The following is a 20,133-nucleotide window of genomic DNA, read 5'->3' as shown; positions in this document are numbered from 1 at the left end:
GTCAGCCTTGCTCGCGCTTTTTTTTGCGCAGGGCGATGAGTCTTTTCTGCACCTCGAGGACCAGCTTGTCGAGCTTGATCTGCTTCTGCCGTTCGAGATCCGTGAAGTTCAGGCCCACGATGCCGTCTTCGCGCACGCGCATGCACATGGCCCTGGTCCCGCCGAGGAACAGCCTGCCCTTGATCTGCAACTCCACGTCGTAGGTCTCCCGCTCGGTGAACCGCCCGTTCTTGTCGATGACAGCGAAGCCGGTGGCGCTCAGGTCGGACACATCGAGGACGAGGCCGATCTCGGAAAACCGGGCGGTCAGGCCCGGAACCCTGGTACGGAAGGCCTTGCGCAGCCTTTCCTCTTCATCCGGCAACTGTATGTTGAAATCCATCACTCCCCCTTCCCCAAAGATGATTGGCGACCGCCCACGGCCCTACTTGCCGGAGACCCGCTTTTCCAGGATGAACTCCACCCGCCGGTTCTTGGCCCGGTACTCCTCGGAGGTGTTCGGGTAGAGCGGGTTGAGATAGGCCAGGCCCGTGGCCGTCAGCCGGGTGGATTCCAACCCCAGCTTGAGCAGCTCGCGCAAAACGTTGACCGCGCGCATGGCCGAAATCTCCCAGTTGTCCTTGAACCGGGAATTGCCGCCCGGCCGGACGTTGTCGGTGTAGCCGACGATCTTGATGTTCTGGTCCTTGTGCTTGATGAAGAAATCCTTGAGGTCGGCCACCAGTTGCGCCCCCTTGGGCGTGAGTTCCACCTGCCCGGACTGGAACATGACGTCGCCGGGCACGCGCAGGGTGATGACCCCGTCCTCGAAGTTGGCGGAGACCAGCCCCTCCACGCCCTTCTTGGTCTGAAGGGTCTTGACCTCGGCGAAGACCTTGCGCTGGGACTCGATGATCTGGCGGCGCATGAGGGCCTGGTCCAGGAGCACCCCGGCCTCCTCGCGGGTGATCCGGCTGGTCGAAATCTTGTCCATCTTGCCCTGCAACGCCTTGGTCACCGACGAAAAGGTCTCGGAAAACTTTTCATTGTCCAGGGTGGACATGGAATAGAGCAGGATGAAGAAGACCAGCAGCAGCATGGAGAGGTCGGCGAAGGTCGTCAACCACTCGGAGCCCTCCGAATCGTCCTCCTCGAAGTCGATGAGCAGGTCGTCGTCGTATTCGTCGCTCATCGCTGGGTCTCGCGTTCCGCCGGGGCCAGGAAGGAGGACAGCTTCTCATAGACCAGGCGGGGGTTGTTGTTCTCGAGGATGGACTTGGCCCCCTCGAAGATGACTTCCAGGTGCAGCTGTTCCTGGAGGGTGCGCGCCTTGAGCTTGGCCGCGATGGGAATGAAGAAGAGCGTGGACATGGCCGACCCGTAGAAGGTCGTCAGGATGGCCACGGCCATGGCCGGGCCGATGGCCTTGGGATCGCTCAGCTGGGAGAGCATCTGGACCAGGCCGATGAGCGTGCCCATCATCCCGAAGGACGGGGCCAGGGCCGCCAGCCGCTTGAACACGTCCTGGGCCACCTGGTGGCGGCGGCGCATGGAGTTGATCTCGATGGACAGGGTCGTGCGGATGAGCGCGGGGTCCGCGTTGTCCGCGATGAGCTGGCAGGATTTCTTGAGGACCATGTTCTCGGTCTGGACGTTCTCCAGGGCGATGAGCCCCTCGCGGCGGCTGATCTCGGCCACCTTGACCATGATGTTGACCACGTCACGGACCCGGCTCTTGCGCCCGACGAACATCTTGAACGCGGCCTTGAAGGCCTGTATGATCTCCTCGAACGGAAAGGCCACCAGGATGGAGGCGAGTGTTCCGCCGACGACGATCATCATGCCGGGAACGTTGATGAAAACATCGACTGCACCGCCGATGATGATGGCCCCGATGATGAGCGACAAGCCGACGGCGAGACCCAGTAACGTCACGATATCCATAAAGCGTGCCTATCCTTCACGTGTCTGATCGGTCCGTTCTCGAAACCCATCTCCCCCCGCCCGACGGCGCGTCCAAGCCAAAGGAGCCTGCATGGAATACCATGGTAAGATACAGCATTCTGCCGCATACATACATGAAAAGCTAGACAAAATTCAAGCTGGTACCGTTGCATTTATAACGGGTACAGGCTTGGGCCCCCTGACCGGGGCCATCGAGGACCCGGTGGTCATTCCCTACGGGGACATCCCCCACTTCCCGGTCTCCTCGGTGAAAAGCCACTCCGGCCGCCTCATATCCGGGACCATCGAGGGCGTCCCGGTCCTGGCCCTGGACGGCCGCTTCCACCTCTACGAGGGGTTCACCCCGCAGGAGGTCACCCACAACATCCGCGTGCTCGGGGAACTCGGCATCAAAACCCTGGTCCTGACCAACGCGGTGGGCGCGCTCAATCCCTCCTTCGAGGTGGGCTGCCCCATGCTCATTGAGGACCACATCAACCTGACCGGCCAGACCCCCCTGCGCGGCCCGAACGTGGACGCCTGGGGCGACCGCTTCCCGGACATGTGCGCGGTCTACGACCCGACCCTGCGCAGGCTCGCCGTGGACAAGGCGCTCGAACTCGGCATCCGCCTGGAGCGCGGCGTGTTCATGCAGGTCATGGGCCCGAACATGGAGACCCCGGCCGAGACGCGCATGTACAGGATCATGGGCGCGGACGCCATCGGCATGTCCACCTGCATGGAGGCCATCGCCGCCCATCACATGGGCATCCGCGTGCTGGGCCTGTCCTGCCTGACCAACAAGAACCTGCCGGACTGCATGGAGGAGGCCCCCCTGGAATGGGTCATCGCCCAGGCCGAGAAGTCCTCGGCCGCCATGGTCCGGCTCCTGCGGGCCATCCTAAAGGAAATGGGCCGACCTGCCGAATAGGCTTCGGGGCCCTCCTGCCCCGAGGCACGGCAACGGCGAAAACAACGACCGGGACAACGACATGAACAGAGCGGCCTTGAGCATACTGACGGCGACCCTCCTGCTCTTCGCGCAGGGGTGCGGCAACCGCATGTGGGAAGACACAAAGGAGGCCTCGACGGACACCTTCAACTACGTGTTCGACTCCGAGCCCACGGCCCGGACCTACCACGAGACCGCGTCCGTGCCGATCATCGAACTCAACTACCGGGCCGCCGACACCCTCTTCGCCAACGTGACCAGCGACGAGCTGACCCTCAACTCCGCCGTGTTCGTCACGCCCTTCACCAACCAGGACGACCCCGGCGACAAGTCGGTCTTCGGCCAGACCATGACCCGGCAGATCGCCGACCGCCTGGTCCAGCACGGGGTGCACATCACCGAGGGCGTCCCCAACGCCACGGACTTCACCTACGCCTCCGGCCTCAAGGGCGCGGACTACGAGAAGGCCGCCGGGCTGGCCGGCTCCTCCCGCGAGCTGCCGCCCCGGTCCGCCCGGCTGACCGGCTCCTACGTCATCGCCGACCGGTACGTGTACATGACCGCGCGCGTCGTCCGCCTGGTGGACTCCACCGTGGTCTCCGCCCACAACTGGACCCTGCCCATCACCGACAGCGTCCGCCAGATGCTTCCCCAGCTCCAGGCCAGGGACGAGGGCATGGTCCCCACGGTCAAGACCTCGTTCAACGACTGATCCCCGCGACGGCCTGAAGCCGGGTAGAACGGCGCATACCGCCGCCGCGTCCCCCGGCCCGCGCAGGCTCACCGGACCACCGAGGTCCGTCCTTCGGTCGCTGGAACCGTCCGCCCGATCGTCGTCCGCTCGGGCTGAGGCGTTCCGGGCGCTCGTCAGGCCATCCGCGCCGGACCGGACAACCGCCCTTCTCGCCTGACGGACCGTGCCCGACGCCCCTCGCCGACCGGAAACGGGAATCCGCCCACGTGCGTGCCGTCCGCCCGAAAAGCAAAAGGCGCACCCCCTGCGGGATGCGCCTTGCATACAGGCGATATAACCGGATTCCAGCCTACTTCCGGATGAAACGCTTCCGGCCGAAGGCGACCAGGCCGCACAGGCCCGCGCCGAGCAGGAGGAAGGCCGAGGGTTCGGGAACCGTGGTCGGCGGCTCGATGACGACGCCGTTGCGCACGTTGAACAGGTAGCGGCCGGTGACGCCGATATTGCTGTTTTCCGCCAGGGCATTGACGCCACCGTCCAGGAAGGCGCCGTTCACGAGGGACCCGGCCAGCTGATAGTACACCAGGTCTTCGTCGCTCAGCCCGTTGGAATACCCGGCCGCGGCCGACGTTCCGCCCACGCCGCCCGAACCGCCGGACGCGTCGCCGGTTTCCCACTGAATCTGATCGTAGTTGAATTCGATGTCGAAATCACCCGCGGCGATGTCGCTGCGGTCGATCAGGATCAGCTGGAACGAGTTCAGCAGGTCGGTATGGTAGGCAAAATAGCCGACGTTGATCCAATCCACGCCGAAGGCCGAGTGCCCGTTCACCGTGTTGGTGCCGTAGGTCAGCACGTTACCGGCCCGGGTGTCCACATCCGCGAAGAAGGGCGCGATTATGGGTCTGGAGACCCCGGACAGGCCAGAGGGGGTGTAGGTGGACATGGGCGAACCGAAGGTCACGTTGCCGTTGTTGTTCACGTACAGCGTGCTCAGGGTGTTGCCGAAGAAATTGACGTCGAACCCGATGGCGACCTCGCCTGTCGAGCCATCATCGTTTGCGGCAAGGGTGGATGCGGTAAACAGCCCAGTGCGAATTACGCTGGCTTCTGCCGTGGAAGCCATCGCGCCGAAAATGAATACGGTCATGACGATAAGTGCCAGTTGAATGCGTATTTTCATGATACCTCCTCAAAATTATAAACACGATATTAAGAAGCAAGTCCCGTACCACGCATATAACACGCATGAATTATTATATTTTAAATCATATGATCACAGTTGAGCCTTAAGAACTGTTAAGAAGTCCATACAAGATGTCGATTTTTTTTACCTGGACGTGCAACCTGCCTGCCCTTCGCCCCCGCCCCGGCCCCATGTCCCGGACGAATGCGTCACGGAGCGGACCATGCCGTCGAGGGAAGAGCGCGCCGCAGACATGAAAAAGGTGGAGGCGGCAACGCCGCCCCCACCTTGGAGTTCCGTATCCGACGGGGATCAGTCGATCTCGCCGTATTCCTCCACGCGCCAGACCTCGCCCGCGTCCTCGCCCCACTCCTTCCTGGCCAGCCTGTGGCCGAGGTTGAAGGCCTTGACGTTCAGGGCGCGAATCTTGGCCGGAAGCACGGATTCCAGGGTCTTGCGCATGGTCGCCTGGTTGATGAAGGGCAGGAGGAAGGACAGCGCCCCGAGGACCACGGTGTTCATGGCCTGGACGTTGCCGATCTTGTCCTTGGCCAGGCCGGTGAACGGCAGGCCGAGGTACTGGTTGGTGGGCGGCTGCTTGACCAGGTCGGATTCAAGGACCAGGATGCCGCCCTTCTTGAGGTACGGGAAGTAGGCGTTGCACGCCTCCTGGGACAGGGCCACGAGCAGGTCCAGGGATTCGGCCTTGGGGTAGCTGATTCGCCTGGAGCTGATGACCAGGTCGCACTTGCTCGAGCCGCCGCGCGCCTCGGGACCGTAGCTCTGGGTCTGGGTGACGTTGTAGCCGTGACCGAGCGCCAGTCCCTGGCCCATGATCTTGCCGAGGGTGATGATGCCCTGGCCGCCGAGGCCGGAGAAACGGATTTCGAAACGGTCGAGTTCCTGTAGCGCCTTCATCTACTTGCCCCCCTTTGCGGCCTGCTTGAGGTAGTTCTCCTGGCGGGCGTAGTACAGTTCCTCGTACCCCGGACGGCCCCGGTCCACGAACACGCCGATGGGCATGCGGTCCGCGCGCTTGTCCTCGGGCAGCTCGTTGTAGCGTTCCAGGGGAATGGCCGTGGACTTGAGCCACTTGTACATGTCCACCGGGGTCTTGTAGTTGTTCTTGCGGCCGAACTGGGTGTGGCAGGGCGTGATGGCCTCCACCAGGGAGAAGCCGGGCCGCTCCAGGGCCTCGATCATGATCTTTTCCAGGTGGTTGACGTGGAAGACCGTGCCGCGCGCCACATAGTTGGCTCCCGCGCCCCTGGCCAGCTCCACGGTGTCGAAGCTGTGGTCCAGCTGGCCGTAGGGGTTGGTCATGGTGGTGGACCCCTCGGGCGTGGCCGGGGAGCTCTGTCCGCCGGTCATGCCGTAGATGCTGTTGTTCAGGATCATGGCCGTGACGCCGATGTTGCGCCGGGCCGCGTGGATCAGGTGGTTGCCGCCGATGGACAGGGCGTCGCCGTCGCCCATGAGGGCGATGACGTGCAGCTTCGGGTTGGACATCTTGATGCCCGTGGCGAAGCTGAGCGCCCGGCCGTGGGTGGTGTGCACGGTGTTGAAGTCCACGTACACGGCCAGCCGCCCGGAACAGCCGATGCCCGCCACCACGACCACGTCGTCCTTGGGGATGCCCAGGGAGTGGATGGAGCGGATCAGGGTGCCGAGCACGATGCCGTGGCCGCAGCCCGCGCACAGGACGTGCGGGAACTTCTTGTTGTGCCTCAGGTACTGATGGATGATTTCGTTGCCGGTGATCTTGCTCATGACGCTACCCCTGCATGATGACCTTGAGGATTTCCGAGGGAGTGACGATCTGGCCGTCCACGCGGTTGATGGTCCGGACCGCGGCGTGGCCCATGTTGACGCGCTTCACCTCGCGGGACATCTGCCCCATGTTCATTTCCGGGACCACCAGGGTCTTGGCGTGGGCCAGGATCTTCTCCGTGTGCCTGCGGGGGTACGGGAACAGGGTCATGAGCTTGAGCAGCCCGGCCCTGACGCCGTGGCTGCGGGCCTGCTGCACGGCCAGTTCGGCCGAGCGGGCCACCGAGCCGTAGGCGATGACGCAGACGTCGCAGTCGTCGGTCATGATCTCCTCCACGAGCTGGATGTCGTAGAAGAACTGGTCGATCTTGCGGTGGATACGCTCCATGAGCTCGACCACCTCCTCGGGCCGCTGGGTCGGGAACCCGTTGCGGTCGTGGGTCAGGCCGGTAACGTGGAAGCGGTAGCCCGAGCCGATGGGCGGCATGGGCGGCACGCCGCGCACGGTCTCCTCGTAGGGCTTGTACCACTCGGGCGGCATGCTCGGCACGGTGCGTGAAAAGACCTCGTACTCGCCCTCGTTGGGAATCTCGATCTTCTCCCGGGTGTGGGAGGTGACCTCGTCGAGCAGCAGGATGACCGGGGTGCGGTATTTTTCGGCCATGTTGAAGGCCGTGATGGTCATGTCCAGGCACTCCTGCACGTTGGAGGCCGACAGGACGATGATGGGATGGTCGCCGTGGGTGCCCCAGCGGGCCTGCTGCACGTCGCCCTGGGCCGGGCTGGTGGGCAGCCCGGTGGACGGCCCCCCGCGCATGACGTTGACCAGGACCAGCGGGGTCTCGGCCATGACGGCGTAGCCCAGGTTCTCCTGCATGAGCGAGAAGCCCGGGCCGGAGGTGGCGGTCATGGCCTTGCGCCCGGAGAGCGAGGCCCCGATGACCGCGCCCATGCTGGCGATCTCGTCCTCCATCTGCATGAACACCCCGTTCTCCATCACGGGCAGGCGGGTGGCCATGATCTCCATGATCTCCGAGGACGGGGTGATGGGATAGCCGCCGAAGAACGTGCATCCGGCCAGCAGCGCGCCCTGGACGACGGCCTCGTTGCCCAGCGCGAATATTTCGGTCCGTTTCTTGGGTCTGGGCATGTCGGTCAAGCCCCCTTCTTCCCGGCCGTCCTCTTCGGGGGCGGCGGGGTTTCGGCGTCCTTGTCGGACAGCCCGTTTTCCATGGGTTCCTTGTCGCTGACCACGATGGCGAAATCCGGGCAATGCAGTTCGCAGAATCCGCACCGGATACAGTCTTCCTCGCGCTCCACCACGGCCTTGCCTTCCAGGCTCAGGCCCAGGACCTTGCCCGGACAGAACTCGACGCAAATGCCGCAGCCTTTGCACCAGTCCGGGTAGACGGTCACCTTGTTCTTGCCTTTGTTCTTACGGGACATGGCTCCTTCCAGGGCTGCTGAAATTCCTCGGGCCGGGCCCGAGCGAAACGAAATGTTCTCCCAAGGCACCCTATCCGCAGGGTACACAGCAGACTTTTTAACAGGAATTTCCGCCGTGTCCAATGATTTCAAAAAATTGATCCGCGCCTTGCGAAAACCGATGGCGAAAAAACGCGAAATGCGCCCGGAGGATTTCCCTCCGGGCGCATTTTTTAACAGGAAAAAACCGAAAATCAGGCGGCGAGCACGGCCAGGGCGTTGATCACCGAGGCGGCCAGGGCGCTGCCGCCCTTGCGTCCCTCGACGGAAATGTACGGGATGTCCCGGCTCATGAGCAGCGCCTTGGACTCGGCCGCGTTCACGAATCCCACGGGCATGCCGACCACAAGAAGCGGATTCGCGGCCCCGTTGTCCACGTGCTCAACCAGCCGGATGAGCGCGGTGGGCGCGTTGCCCACGACCCAAATATCCGGCTTCAACTCGGCCACGGCCACGTCCACGGCCGCCTTGGCCCGGGTGATTCCCTCGACCTTGGCGCGCTCGACGACGCGCGGATCGTTCATCAGGCAGTGCACGGAACAGCCCAGGGGATCGAGCCGGCGCACGGGCATGCCGCGCCTCGCCATCTCCGTGTCCGTGACGATCACGGCCCCGTTGCGCAGGGCGGCCAGCCCGTTTTCCACGGCCTTTGCGTGGAAACGAACCAGGGACAGCATCTCGAAATCCGCCGTGGTGTGGATCATGCGGCGGACGATGTCCCACTGCGGGCCCGCGAACGGGCGCGGCTCGGGCACCTCGGCGTCGATGATCCGGAAGGATTCGGCCTCGATGTCCTCGGGTTTCTGGAAGCTCTGGAACGTAATGTCGGTCAAGACGGCGGCCCCCCGGTACATGTTTTCAGCGTTTCTTGATTTGTTTTCTACGCAAAATCGAAACGGTCCGGAACAGTTTTCACTCGTTTCCCGGACCGTTTCGGTTCGTGTCGTTCCCGGTCGGCGGCTTGAGCCGCCCCGCTTCCTAGCGATCCCGCGCCTGATAGCGCGACAGCTGGGCCTCCAGCCGACGGCTGTAGGAGGTCAGGATATAGCAGATCAGGAAGTACAGGCAGGCGATGGTGATCCATATCTCGAAGGAGGCGACCGTCTCGCGGTTGTCCACCTGGATGCCGGTCCGGGTCAGTTCGATGACGCCGAGGATGGCGGCCAGGGAGGTGTCCTTGGTCAGGGAGACGAACTGGTTGACGAAGGACGGGATCATGTTGCGCAGGGCCTGGGGCAGAATGACCAGCTGCATGGCCTGGACGTGGGACAGCCCGGTGGACCGGGCGGCCTCCATCTGGCCCTTGGGCAGCGCCTTGACGCCCGCGCGGACGATCTCGCCCACGTAGGCCCCGGTGAAGATCATGAAACAGACCATGGTCGTGGAAAAGGCGGGCAGGTTCTGCCCGGTGATGACCGGAGCCAGGTAATAGAACCAGAAGATGAGCAGGAGCAGCGGCATGCCGCGGATGACTTCGATGTAGCAGACCGCGGGAATCTTGATCCACCAACGCCGGGACATGCGCATGAGTCCTGCGGCCAGGCCGAGCCAGAAGGCGCCGAAGATGCCGAAGATGGCCAGGATGACGCTGGCCACCAGCCCCTCGGGATTGTGGATGAACGGAAAATGCCAGTCGAAGTTCGTGGTCCCGTAGAGGAAGTAATCGAGGTTGCTGAACGCGATATCCCAATGCATGACAAGCCCTCCCTTAGTACATGACCTGAATCATGAAGTGCTTGTTGTACATGGTGATGCAGAACGAGACGACCAGCGAGATCGCCAGGTAGATCAGCAGGGCAACGGTGAAGGCCTCGAACGGCATGGCGTGGTAGGACTCGATCTGGGTGGCCTGGTACATAAGGTCGGTCACGCCCAGGACCATGACCAGGGACGAGTTCTTGATCAGGTTCAGGGCCTGGGAAATAAGCGGCGGAATGACGATGCGCAGGGCCTGGGGCAGGATCACGTAGCGGTATCCCTGCAAAAAGGAAAGGCCCACGGCGCGGGACGCCTCCAGCTGGTTCTTGGGGATGGAGAAGATGCCCGCCCGGATCTCCTCGGCGATGAAGGCCGAGGTGTACACGGTCAGGGCGATGATGCTCATGATGAACTCAACGTTGAACAGCACCCATTCGCCCACGAATTGGTGGCCGAACAGGGAGAACGGGCCGGGGAACCAGTAGTAGAGGTCGTTCATCCACTGGTTGATGACCTCGGGGATGATCACGTGCGCCCCGTTGTACCAAAAGAAAATCTGAATGAGCAGCGGCGTGTTGCGGAAGAATTCGGTGTAGGCGAGGCTGAACCACTGGAAGGGCTTGAACGGGGTCATGCGCAGGATGCAGATGATGATCCCCAGGATCATGGCGGAGACCAGGGAAATGGTCGAAATCTGCATGGTGGTGCAGAAGCCCTCCCACATCCACCGGGCGGGTTCGCCCGAAAACATCCTGGCCCAATGAAACGTATATTCCAAAATAGCATCCGTCGGTTGCGGTTGCGGCAAGAGCCGGGAGCGCTCTCGCGCTCCCGGCATATCGGACTAAATCGCCCTTACATGGGCCAGAGTTCCATCTCCCAGCCGGCGGGCAGGTCGTAACCCATCCACTTCTTGAAGAGCTTGTGGTAGGTGCCGTCGAGCCACATCTCGTTCAGGCACTTGTTGACGAAGTCGCGGAATTCGGAGTCGTTCTGCGGCACGCCGAGACCGTAGGGCTCGGAGGAGAAGAAGGCACCGACGATTTCCCACTTCTCGGGGTTGTCGTCACCGGCCTTGAGACCGGCCAGGATGCCGGAGTCGGTGGTCACGGCCTTGACCTTGCCCTGCTTGAGCGCCATGAAGGCCTGCGGGTACTCGTCGTAGGAGATGACCTGGGCGGCGGGCTGGGCGGCCTTGATGTTCTTCTCGGAGGTGGAGCCCTTCACGGTACCGACCTTCTTGTTGGCCAGATCGGCGGTGGAGGTGATGCCGGAGCCCTTTTCGACCAGCAGCTTCTGGCCGTCCATGAAGTAGGTGATGGAGAAGTCGATCTGCTCGTCACGGGAGAACTTGTGGGTCATGGTGGCGGCCAGCATGTCCACGGAACCCTGGGCCAGCATGGGGATGCGGTTCTTGGAGGTGACGACCTTGAATTCGGTCTTCACACCGATCTTGTCGGCGATGTACTTGCAGATGTCCACGTCAAAGCCGACCAGTTCCTTGGTGTTGGGATCGACGAAGCCGAACAGGTTGACGGAGTCCTTGACGCCGCAGACGAGCACGCCCTTGGCCTTCACGTCCTCCAGTTTACCCGCGAAGGCGGCGTTGGCCGCGAACACGAACGACAGGACCAGGGCCAGAATCAGTACCAAACGTTTCATGAATCCTCCTCTCTCTTGAGATGTCCAGTGTTATGCCAATTAAAGAATTTCCTTCAGGAAGTTCTTTGTGCGCTCGTTTTGGGGGTTGCGGAAGAACTCGTCGGGCGCGGCCTGCTCAACGACCACGCCGCCGTCCATGAACAGGACGCGGTCGGCCACCTCGCGGGCAAAGCCCATTTCGTGGGTCACGCAGAGCATGGTCATGCCCTCGCGGGCCAGGTCCTTCATGACGTTGAGGACCTCGTTGATCATCTCGGGGTCGAGCGCCGAGGTGGGCTCGTCGAAGAGCATGACCTTGGGCTTCATGGCCAGGGAGCGGGCGATGGCCACGCGCTGCTGCTGGCCGCCGGAAAGTTCGGCCGGATACTTGTGGGCCTGGTCGTGGATGCCCACCCGTTCGAGCAGGTGCAGGGCGATCTCCTCGGCCTGGTCCTTGGGCATGTTCTTGACCTTGGTGGGGGCCAGGGTGACGTTCCGGAGCACCGACAGGTGGGGATAGAGGTTGAACTGCTGGAAGACGATGCCGATCTCGGCCCGCAGGTCGTTGATGTTCACGTCCTTGTCCAGGATGTTCTTCCCGTCGAACAGAATCTGTCCTTTCTGGTATTCCTCGAGTCGGTTGATACAGCGAATGAAGGTGGACTTGCCGGAACCGGAAGGGCCGCAGATGACCAGCACCTCGCCCTTGTTCACGGATTCGGTGATCCCCTGCAAGACATGAAAATCGCCATACCACTTGTGCAGTTTCTGCACTTCAATCATTGCCATTTGCGGTTGTCTCCGAACCTGAAAGTGAAAAATAAAGAGAAAAGGCCCCTCCCGTCCGCCGCGTGCCCGGACAGACCGGCAGGGCTCCAGTCACAGACAGAAAATATTGTCCGAAACGGAAATAAAGTCAAGGCATCCGGGGAAAAATACAACATTGTCAACACCCGGAGCGTGCCGATTTCATGCCGATTTTCCGGGATGGCGGCACCCTGCTGACCCAGGCCGCGCGCCGGTCGTCCGGGAAGACGCCATCCCCCCGCATTCCCACGGAATACCGCGTCGGACGCCTATTGCAGCCCGGCTTCGCGGTAGTAGCGGGCCGCCCCCGGATGGATGGGAGCGGACAGCCCCTGCAACATGTCCATTTTTGTCAAATCGGCGAAGGCGGGCTGCTGCGCCTTGAAGGTCTCGAAATTCTCGAAGACCTCGCGGGTCACGGCGTAGACGACAGGGTCCGGCACGTCGACCGAGGTGACCAGGGTGGCCTTGACCCCGAAGCTCTCCACGTCGCGCCCAGCGTCGGCCGCATCGGGATAGTACTTCATGTTGACGCGCGACGGCACGTAGTAGGGATGCAGGATGAACAGGCTGTCCACCCCGGTGATGGGCACGATGCGCACCTTGCGCTTGCCCCGGGCGATCTTCAGGATAGCCGCCGAGGGGTGCCCCACGGTGTAGAAGAAGGCGTCCAGGGTGCCCGCCTCGAGCATCTCGATGGCCTCCATGGCCTTGATCTCCACGGCCTCGATGTCCGTCAGGGCCAGCCCGGCCGCCTCCAGGGCGTCCAGGGAGTTCTGGTGCTGGCCCGAGCCCGGATTGCCGATGTTCACCCGGTGTCCCTTGAGGTCGCGGATGTCGCGGATGCCGGTGTCCTCGCCGGCCACCAGGGTCACGGTCTCGGGGTGCATGGAGAACACGGCCCGCAGCTTGGTCTGCGGTCCCCGCTCCCGCCACTCGGCGATGCCGTGCACGGCCTGGAACTGGCGGTCCGCCTGGGCGATGCCGAACTGGAGGTCCCCGGCGATGACCGAATTGATGTTGAAGACCGACCCGCCCGTGGATTCCACCGTGAGCCGGACGTTGTACGTGTCGCGCTTGAGGTTGACCATGTTGGCGATGGCCCCGCCCGTGGGATAATAGACCCCGGAAATGCCGCCGGTGCCGATGGTCGCGAACACGGGCTTCGAGGCCTTGAGGGTCCCGACCGACGAGTCGGCCGCCGCGGGTTTCCCGTTCGAGGTTTCCCGCTCCCGGCTCGGCGCGTCGCCGCAGGCGGCCAGCAGCCCCGCCGAAACCAACAGGACCGCCGCCGTTATCATCGCCCTGATGCAAGCCGTCATGCTCTCCTCCCTGAATTGCCGGATGCGGCGCAACCCGCCCCATGGTCATGCCGATCCACACCACCATGGATACATCCTTTCGGGCCATCAGGCAAACCGGGTATATTACGCCGGACACCGGCCTCGCGACGCGCTCCATCTCCCGGCCGTACCGTGGCGGAGCCCGTCGCCGGCCCGCGTTTTTCCGCCCTGAGAACGCCGCCCCATGGCCCCCCCATCCCGTAAAAAAAGAGACCGCTCCGAAGAGCGGTCTCCCGTTTGGTGATGGGGTGTGCGTGCGCTAGTTCAGCTCGCGTTCCTGCGGGAACAGCGGCAGGTAGCGGTACACCAGGGTCAAGACCAGGAAACCGTAGGCCACGATCATGATCGAGGAGGCGTACTCCACCCAGTTGGGGGCGTAGACCTGCCAGGAATCGAAGGGCATGGCCGGGAAGGCGATGGTCTGGACGGTGAAGATGTACCGGTTCAGGGACACGCCGAAGCAGTCCAGCAGCGCTGCGGTGTACAGCAGGGCCGGACGGTTGCGGATGGACGGGGTGATCAGCATGATGGCCGGGACCACGCCGCACAGGACGATCTCGGTGTAGAGCAGCCACTTGCCGTAGACCAGGCCGTAGAACATCTCGTCGAAGGTCAGGCCCACGGAGGGCAGGTAGCCGGTGGCCCACGCCCAGGTGTCGAGGATCTTGAAGAACATGTAGACGGTCAGCATGGTGCCGGCGATCTTGCCCATGAGGGCCTTGGTCTTGAAGTCCACGAGTTTCTTGCCGGTCAGCTTCTCCATGAAGGTGCAGACCAGGACGGTGAAGACCGGGCCCGAACCAACGGCGGAGAGGACGAACAGGAAGAAGGTCCACGGCCAGATGAAGAAGCCCTCGCGGAAGGCGAAGGGACGACCGATCAGGACGCCGTACATGCCGCCCAGGGAGCCCTGGTGGAAGGTGGACAGGAACGCGCCGATACCGGCGAACAGCGCCATGTTCACGTGCATGTTGTGCGCCAGGGCGTGGATGAAGGGAATCTTGTTCAGCTGCTTCTGTTCGAGGACCAGCGGGACGAACTCGATGATCAGCACGGTGCAGTAGCAGGTGATGCAGAAGATAACTTCGGTCAGCATGGAGTGGACGTTCGGATGCCAGTAGCCGAACCACGCGCGGCCGGGCTGCCCGATGTCGAGCGTCAGGACCAGCATGGCGCCGGAGTAGCAGATGAAGCCCACGACCACGGTCAGGTTGATGATCTTCTCAAGCTGTTTGATCTTGAGGATGTACTTGAGCAGTCCGGTGAAGAACGCACCGGCGCCCAGGGCGATCACGGCCAGGTCGAAGGTGATCCAGGCACCGAACCCGAAGTAGTTGTCGAGGCCGGTGGTGCCGATGCCGTTGTAGAGGACCAGCACGGCGGCGTACAGGCCCCACAGGAAGAAGGCCAGGATGACGGCCGTCCAGATCAGGAACTGGCCGAAGGAGCAGCGCCGCACCCCTTCCGGGAAGAGTTTGCTATCCATTTGTTCAGCCTCCTAGTGGTGTCCGCCGGCTTCGGCGTTGTAGTTGTCGCCCTGCTTGCGGACCCATTCACGCTCGGACATGTAGTAGACCTGCGGGTGCAGGCCCAGCTTTTCGAGCAGACGGAACGCATTGGGGCTCTGAATGAGTTCGTGCACCTTGTGTTCCGGATTGTTCAGGTCGCCGAAGGTGATGGCCTTGGTCGGACAGATCTCGGCGCAGGCGGTGATGTACGCGCCCTCGGGCAGGTTCATCGGATCTTCGCCGTCCAGACGGGCCTTGTCCTTGGCCTTCAGATAGCGGGTGTGGCAGAAGTTGCACTTCTCGACCACGCCGCGCGGGCGGGGCGAAACGGCCGGGGACAATCCCTTGTCCATGCCTTCGGGCCAGAGCGGATCCCACCAGTTGAAGTACCGGGCATGGTATGGGCAGGCGGCCATGCAGTATCTACATCCGATGCACCGGGGGTAGATCTGGGAGACGATGCCGCCCTCCTCGTTCTTGTCCGTGGCCACGACCGGGCAGACCGGAACGCAGGCCGGGCTGCCGCACTGCATGCAGGGACGCGGCAGGTAGGCGGTCTCGTGCTCCGGATACGCCTTGCCGTTGGACAGCTCGTAGACGTTCATCCAGGTCAGGGTCCTGAGCTTGTTCGACGCGTCGTCGCGCGGCTTGGTCAGGGCCTGGACATAGTTATAGGGGTCGCTTTTGGTCATCGGAGCGATATTGTTCTCCACCTGGCAGCCGACCATGCAGGCGCCGCAGCCGGTGCACTTGTCAATATCGATGACCATGCCCCATCTGATTTTGAATTCTTTCGTTTGCATTGACGGTTCCCCCTAGATTTTGGCGACGTTCACAGTGGAACCGGCCCATGTGGAGGCGCCGGCGGCAGCCTCCGAGCTCACCGTGAGGATCTTGTAGACATTATCGCCCTTGCCCTTCGAGAACTCGTCGCCCACGGTGTGGCCCAGCCCCAGGGGAGCGGCCACGACGCCGGGCATGACGCCTTCGAAGATCTGCACCAGGGCTTCGCATTCGCCCTTCCCACCGGAGAGCTTGACCTTGGAGCCGACGGTCACGCCGAGCTGCTTGGCCGTGGCCGAACCCATCATGACGACCATGTTGTCGCCGAGCAACTGGTTGTTGCTGATGGTGCACGGCGCGTTGGGCGTGGTGGCCCGGTTGGCGGTGCCGACGTTGAGCAGGGTGTAGGGAGCGAGTCCCACTGCGCCGGTGCCCTTGACGGGAACCGCGGCCTTGCCCAGAACGTTGGCGGCCAGGGAGACGGCCATGGGGGCTTCGCCCTTGACCACGAAGGCCTCGCCGCCCTGCAACGCGTCCATGTCCGCGCCGATGGCCTCGACCTTGGCGCCGAGCACTTCCTCGAAGGACTCGAAACCGAGGTCGGCCAGGCCCAGGATGAAGGTCGCGGCACAGGCCGCGTTCACGGACGGCTTGGAGACCGGCGCGCCCAGGGAGTAGACGGCGGCGGACAGCCCGTAGGGGCTGACCAGGTCGTCGAACCGCTCGTAGGGGTGCAGGCTGGGCAGGACCAGGTTGGCCGTGGCCGTGGTCTCGGTCTGGACCATGTCGAAGGCCACGGTAAAGGCGGCCTTGACCTTTTCGGGCAGGGCGTAGGCCGGGTTGGCCTCATAGACGAACAGCAGGTCGGCGTCCACGCCTTCCAGGATGTCCGCCTTGAGCATCTCGGAGCGGCTCATGGCGGAGGGGATGGCCTTGGCGAACTCGGGCAGGACCTTCATGGCCCCACCGAGCAGCAGGTTCAGGGCGAAGGCGGCGCCGTGGGCGGCCACGGGGCCCGCCGGGACGACCACCGGATTGGCGGCGGTCAGCAGCTGCTTGGCCAGGGAGGCCAGCTGGTCGGCCTTGACGCCGGTGGCGGCCTCGACCTTGGCCGGGCTGTAGTCGCTCATGACCATGGCCTTGAACTGGCCGAAGTCGGCGGCGTCCACGGTCTTTCCGGCCTGAAGGACGTAGTAGGCGATGCCCAGGGTGAAGGCGGCCATGCCCTCGGCCGGAACCGGGACCCATTTGGCGGTCACGGAAGCGGTCTTGGTCTGCATGGGACCGGCGAAGATGAACTTGCCGGACTCGTTGGCGGCAAACGCCTTCAGGTTGGCCACGGTCGGTCCCCAGGACTCCAGGGCGTCGGCCCCGGCCAGGAGGACCAGGTCGGCCCCTTCCAGGTCGTAGCCGATCTGACCGGAACCGCCCATCAGGCCGGTCCAGGCCTTGTCGGCCGCCTGCATGTCGCAGGGCATGACGTAGAAGGCGTCGCTGCCCTTGTCGTTGAGCAGGGCGGAGAAGACCTCGTTGACCGTGCCGGTCTGATCGCCGGAGATGACCGCGACCTTGGAACCGGCGGCGGCCAGCTTTTCGGCCACGACTTCCTGGGCTTTCTCCCAGGTGATCTCCTGGCCGTCGAGCATGGGGGCCTTGATCCGGTTGGGGCTGTTCTTGACCTGGACGCCGTTGGCGCACAGGGGGCAGATACCGCCGCCGGAGATCGGGTTGTCCTCGTTGCCCATGGTGCCGAAGGCCTCACCGGCCACGGTGCGGACCTTCACGGCACAGCCGGACTCGCACATCTTGGACACGGTGGGCTTGGCTTCCAGAGCCCCGTATTTCAACTTGGGAATCCAGGGCCAGTTCTGGGTCCAGATGGAGACATCGTCAAGGGCTTTCCAGACCGTCGGAGTAAAAAGAATACCGACGGTGGCGCCCGCACCCAACTGAATAAAAGTTCTGCGTGCTACGCTCATTCTCAGTACCCCTTTACTTGTGACAGGTGTAGCAGGCGTTGGGCTGGCCCTTGAGGGCATGGCACCGTTCGCACTTCCACATCTTCATGGTCGTCTTGCTGTACCCCGACAGGATATTGCGCTCGAAGGCCGGCGGCACGTCGTTCGTCTGGATATCCTTCAGGTGGCAGAGATTGCAGTTCTGCTCGGGGGCCTCGCCCTCGAAGACCGAGGGATCGACCACGTCGGACAGCTCCTTCTTCAGGCTCGCCAGTTCCTCAATGGACAGGCTCTTGTGCGAGGCGTGCGAGAAGTAGACGTTGTCCGGCTGGTACTGATAGTTGAGCCAGGGCACTTCCTTGCCCTGAATCAGGTACTTGACCACGTACTCGCGTTCGGCCTGCTTCTTGTCGTCGTCCGAGGAAGCCAGGTTGTCCTCGATGGCGCCGATCTCGGCCTTCACGATGGCCGCGTAGTCGTTCAGGTCGATGCCCTCTTCCGCAATGGCCTCGCGGGCCTCCTCGGGATCGACCGCGTGACACTCGGCGCAGACTTCGTTGGTCGGGAAACCGGCATAGGTGCCGTCATCCCGGAAATAGTGACAGCTTTCGCAATCCATTCCCTGACCGTCCACGTGCACGGCGTGGCTGAACCACACGGGCTGTTCCTCCTTTTCGAAGAACAGACCGGGGATCACGGCCCACCCCAAGACGCAGAAAGCCAGGAAGCCGATGATAAAGGGGAGCACCCCTCCACACCGTTTTGATGCTTTTCTTTCCTCCATAACCTCGCCCCATCACTCTAAAGTTAATGTGAAAATCACACCAATTAAACTACGTTCCCATACGGTACCAATCGTTTTCGTGTCAAGAGAATATGAAAATTTTCACGAACTCTGGAACCGGTAAAATCACTGACATTTCAATCGTTAATCCTCCAATAACGGTTGGAAATCTATTTCTGCACCCGACCGTAGACGTCGTCGAAGCGGACGATGTCGTCCTCTTCCAGATACGGCCCGCTCTGGATCTCGATGATGTCCAGCGGGACCTTGCCGGGATTGGCCAGCCGGTGCTGCGAGGCCTTGGGGATGTCCACGGACTGGTTCTCCACCAGGATGCGCGGCTCGTTGTTCACCTCCACCTCGGCCGTGCCGTCCACCACCACCCAGTGCTCGCTGCGGTGGTGATGCATCTGCGAACTCAGACGCGCGCCCGGGCTGACCTGAATGCGCTTGATCTTGTACTGGGGCCCCTCCTCGAGCACCGTGTAATTGCCCCACGGCCGATAGACCGTGACGTGGCTCTCCACCAGGCGGCTGCCCTCGGCCTTGAGGGCGGCGACCACGTCGCGCACGGTCTGCACGCGGTCCATGGGACAGGCCAGGGTGGCGTCGCGGGTCTGGACCATGATCGTGTCCCGGAGCCCAGACACGGCCAGCTTGCCGCCCTCGCTGATGAGCAGGCAGCCCGTGCAGTTCAGGGCCAGCACGTCGCCCCGGATCACGTTGCCGTCCGCGTCCTTGTCGCCCAGCCGGTACATGGCCTCCCAGCTGCCCAGGTCGTCCCACTCGAACCCGGCCCGGACCACGGTGATGTTGTCGATCTTCTCGACCACGCCGTAGTCCACCGAGATATCGGGGATGTCCCGGTACCCCCGGACCAGCGGGGTCTCGTCCCGGGCCATCCACCAGTCCCACAGGACCGGCTCGCAGCGGGCCACCTGGGTCAGAAAATGCTTGGCCGAGAACAGGAACATGCCGCTGTTCCACAGGTGGGTGCCCTCGCGCAGGAAGCGGTCGGCGGTCAGGAAGTCCGGCTTCTCCACGAACCCCTTCACGGAGTAGGCGTTGCCCCCGAGGTCGTCGCCCAGGGCGATGTAGCCGTAGCCGGTCTCGGGTTTGTCCGGCCGCACGCCGAAGGTCACGAACCGTTTTTGCGCGGCCAGTTCCGAGGCGCGCACCAGGTCCGCGGCCCAGGCCGCGCCGTTGCGGATGAGGTGGTCGGACGGAAAGACCGCGGCCAGGGCCTTGGGGTCGGCCTCTACCACCTTGTCCAGGCCGAGCATGATGGCCGGAAGGGTGTTGCGGCTCAAGGGTTCGGCCAGGATCTGCCCCTTCAGGGCCGGGTCCAGGACCGCCACCTGCTTGCGCACCTCGAAGACGTGCTCCTCGTTGGTCACCACCCAGACGTGGTCGGGCGGAAAGATTTCGAGCACGCGGGCCACGGTCTGCTGCAACAGGGTGGACGCGCCGCCCAGGACCAGGAGCTGCTTGGGCAGCAGGGTCCGGGAGAGCGGCCACAGCCTCGTGCCGGACCCGCCCGCCAGGATGATGGCGTGGCAGTCCTCGGCAAACCGCGTGGCGACCGGTTCGGTCCGGGTCAT

At 63.2% G+C, this 20,133-nt stretch carries 21 protein-coding genes; 2 read left to right on the top strand and 19 right to left on the bottom strand.

The features are described 5' to 3' along the window. Position 1 precedes the first annotated feature (1 nt). From DND132_RS00670 to DND132_RS00660, 3 genes are read right to left on the bottom strand one after another with little or no spacing between them, the layout of a single operon-like run. Positions 2 to 382 (bottom strand): PilZ domain-containing protein, encoded by a 381-nt coding sequence (locus tag DND132_RS00670; protein ID WP_014320778.1) that lies wholly within the window; start codon positions 380 to 382, stop codon positions 2 to 4. A gap of 42 nt (positions 383 to 424) precedes the next feature. Next, positions 425 to 1,171, bottom strand: a complete 747-nt coding sequence (locus DND132_RS00665) for an OmpA/MotB family protein (RefSeq protein WP_014320777.1) — start codon at positions 1,169 to 1,171, stop codon at positions 425 to 427. Next, entirely contained in the window at positions 1,168 to 1,923 is a 756-nt protein-coding gene (locus tag DND132_RS00660; protein WP_014320776.1) for a motility protein A, read from the bottom strand. Before DND132_RS00660 ends, DND132_RS00665 begins: the two co-directional genes overlap by 4 nt. Positions 1,924 to 2,014: 91 nt before the next feature. On the opposite strand from DND132_RS00660, the gene DND132_RS00655 reads away from it, so the two are divergent. Then, complete coding sequence (locus DND132_RS00655) at positions 2,015 to 2,854, top strand: purine-nucleoside phosphorylase (protein WP_014320775.1); 840 nt, start codon at positions 2,015 to 2,017, stop codon at positions 2,852 to 2,854. A 76-nt stretch (positions 2,855 to 2,930) separates the two neighbouring features. Then, complete coding sequence (locus DND132_RS00650) at positions 2,931 to 3,587, top strand: FlgO family outer membrane protein (protein ID WP_238528238.1); 657 nt, start codon at positions 2,931 to 2,933, stop codon at positions 3,585 to 3,587. Positions 3,588 to 3,918: 331 nt separating this feature from the next. Here the strand turns inward: DND132_RS00650 and DND132_RS00645 are convergent, their stop codons facing one another. From DND132_RS00645 to DND132_RS00570, 16 genes are all read right to left on the bottom strand, one after another. Next, a complete protein-coding gene (locus tag DND132_RS00645; RefSeq protein ID WP_014320773.1) occupies positions 3,919 to 4,752 on the bottom strand; it encodes a nidogen-like domain-containing protein in 834 nt (277 codons plus the stop codon). Positions 4,753 to 5,067: 315 nt separating this feature from the next. After that, the gene (locus tag DND132_RS00640) at positions 5,068 to 5,673 is read right to left on the bottom strand and encodes a 2-oxoacid:acceptor oxidoreductase family protein (RefSeq protein WP_014320772.1); all 606 of its coding nucleotides are present in this window, start codon (positions 5,671 to 5,673) and stop codon (positions 5,068 to 5,070) included. Further along, entirely contained in the window at positions 5,674 to 6,525 is an 852-nt protein-coding gene (locus tag DND132_RS00635; RefSeq protein WP_014320771.1) for a 2-oxoacid:ferredoxin oxidoreductase subunit beta, read from the bottom strand. Positions 6,526 to 6,529: 4 nt separating this feature from the next. Continuing rightward, entirely contained in the window at positions 6,530 to 7,675 is a 1,146-nt protein-coding gene (locus tag DND132_RS00630; RefSeq protein ID WP_014320770.1) for a 2-oxoacid:acceptor oxidoreductase subunit alpha, read from the bottom strand. Positions 7,676 to 7,680: 5 nt separating this feature from the next. Beyond that, positions 7,681 to 7,971, bottom strand: coding sequence for a 4Fe-4S dicluster domain-containing protein (locus tag DND132_RS00625; protein WP_014320769.1), 291 nt, complete (start codon positions 7,969 to 7,971; stop codon positions 7,681 to 7,683). Between the two features lie 233 nt (positions 7,972 to 8,204). Continuing rightward, positions 8,205 to 8,864 carry a precorrin-8X methylmutase gene (locus tag DND132_RS00620; RefSeq protein WP_014320768.1) on the bottom strand — a complete coding sequence of 220 codons (660 nt, stop codon included), beginning with the start codon at positions 8,862 to 8,864 and terminating at the stop codon, positions 8,205 to 8,207. Positions 8,865 to 8,988: 124 nt separating this feature from the next. Then, positions 8,989 to 9,705 (bottom strand): amino acid ABC transporter permease, encoded by a 717-nt coding sequence (locus DND132_RS00615; protein WP_014320767.1) that lies wholly within the window; start codon positions 9,703 to 9,705, stop codon positions 8,989 to 8,991. Between the two features lie 13 nt (positions 9,706 to 9,718). Further along, entirely contained in the window at positions 9,719 to 10,486 is a 768-nt protein-coding gene (locus tag DND132_RS00610) for an amino acid ABC transporter permease (protein WP_041915641.1), read from the bottom strand. A 77-nt stretch (positions 10,487 to 10,563) separates the two neighbouring features. After that, positions 10,564 to 11,370, bottom strand: coding sequence for an ABC transporter substrate-binding protein (locus DND132_RS00605; protein ID WP_014320765.1), 807 nt, complete (start codon positions 11,368 to 11,370; stop codon positions 10,564 to 10,566). Positions 11,371 to 11,409: 39 nt separating this feature from the next. Then, entirely contained in the window at positions 11,410 to 12,138 is a 729-nt protein-coding gene (locus DND132_RS00600; protein WP_014320764.1) for an amino acid ABC transporter ATP-binding protein, read from the bottom strand. 287 nt (positions 12,139 to 12,425) lie between these two features. Beyond that, the gene (locus tag DND132_RS00595; RefSeq protein ID WP_014320763.1) at positions 12,426 to 13,478 is read right to left on the bottom strand and encodes a TAXI family TRAP transporter solute-binding subunit; all 1,053 of its coding nucleotides are present in this window, start codon (positions 13,476 to 13,478) and stop codon (positions 12,426 to 12,428) included. A gap of 280 nt (positions 13,479 to 13,758) precedes the next feature. After that, complete coding sequence (gene qrcD, locus DND132_RS00590) at positions 13,759 to 14,985, bottom strand: menaquinone reductase integral membrane subunit QrcD (RefSeq protein ID WP_014320762.1); 1,227 nt, start codon at positions 14,983 to 14,985, stop codon at positions 13,759 to 13,761. 12 nt (positions 14,986 to 14,997) lie between these two features. Next, positions 14,998 to 15,810, bottom strand: a complete 813-nt coding sequence (gene qrcC, locus DND132_RS00585; RefSeq protein WP_014320761.1) for a menaquinone reductase iron-sulfur cluster-binding subunit QrcC — start codon at positions 15,808 to 15,810, stop codon at positions 14,998 to 15,000. A 12-nt stretch (positions 15,811 to 15,822) separates the two neighbouring features. After that, the gene (qrcB, locus tag DND132_RS00580; RefSeq protein WP_014320760.1) at positions 15,823 to 17,769 is read right to left on the bottom strand and encodes a menaquinone reductase molybdopterin-binding-like subunit QrcB; all 1,947 of its coding nucleotides are present in this window, start codon (positions 17,767 to 17,769) and stop codon (positions 15,823 to 15,825) included. Positions 17,770 to 17,782: 13 nt separating this feature from the next. Continuing rightward, complete coding sequence (locus DND132_RS00575) at positions 17,783 to 18,532, bottom strand: cytochrome c3 family protein (protein WP_014320759.1); 750 nt, start codon at positions 18,530 to 18,532, stop codon at positions 17,783 to 17,785. A gap of 170 nt (positions 18,533 to 18,702) precedes the next feature. Beyond that, entirely contained in the window at positions 18,703 to 20,133 is a 1,431-nt protein-coding gene (locus DND132_RS00570; protein WP_014320758.1) for a mannose-1-phosphate guanylyltransferase/mannose-6-phosphate isomerase, read from the bottom strand.

The sequence above is a fragment of the Pseudodesulfovibrio mercurii genome (assembly GCF_000189295.2).
GTDB lineage: Bacteria > Desulfobacterota > Desulfovibrionia > Desulfovibrionales > Desulfovibrionaceae > Pseudodesulfovibrio > Pseudodesulfovibrio mercurii.
The sequence above is the reverse complement of the archived record's forward strand: the minus strand, read 5'-3'. Positions and strand labels throughout refer to the sequence as shown.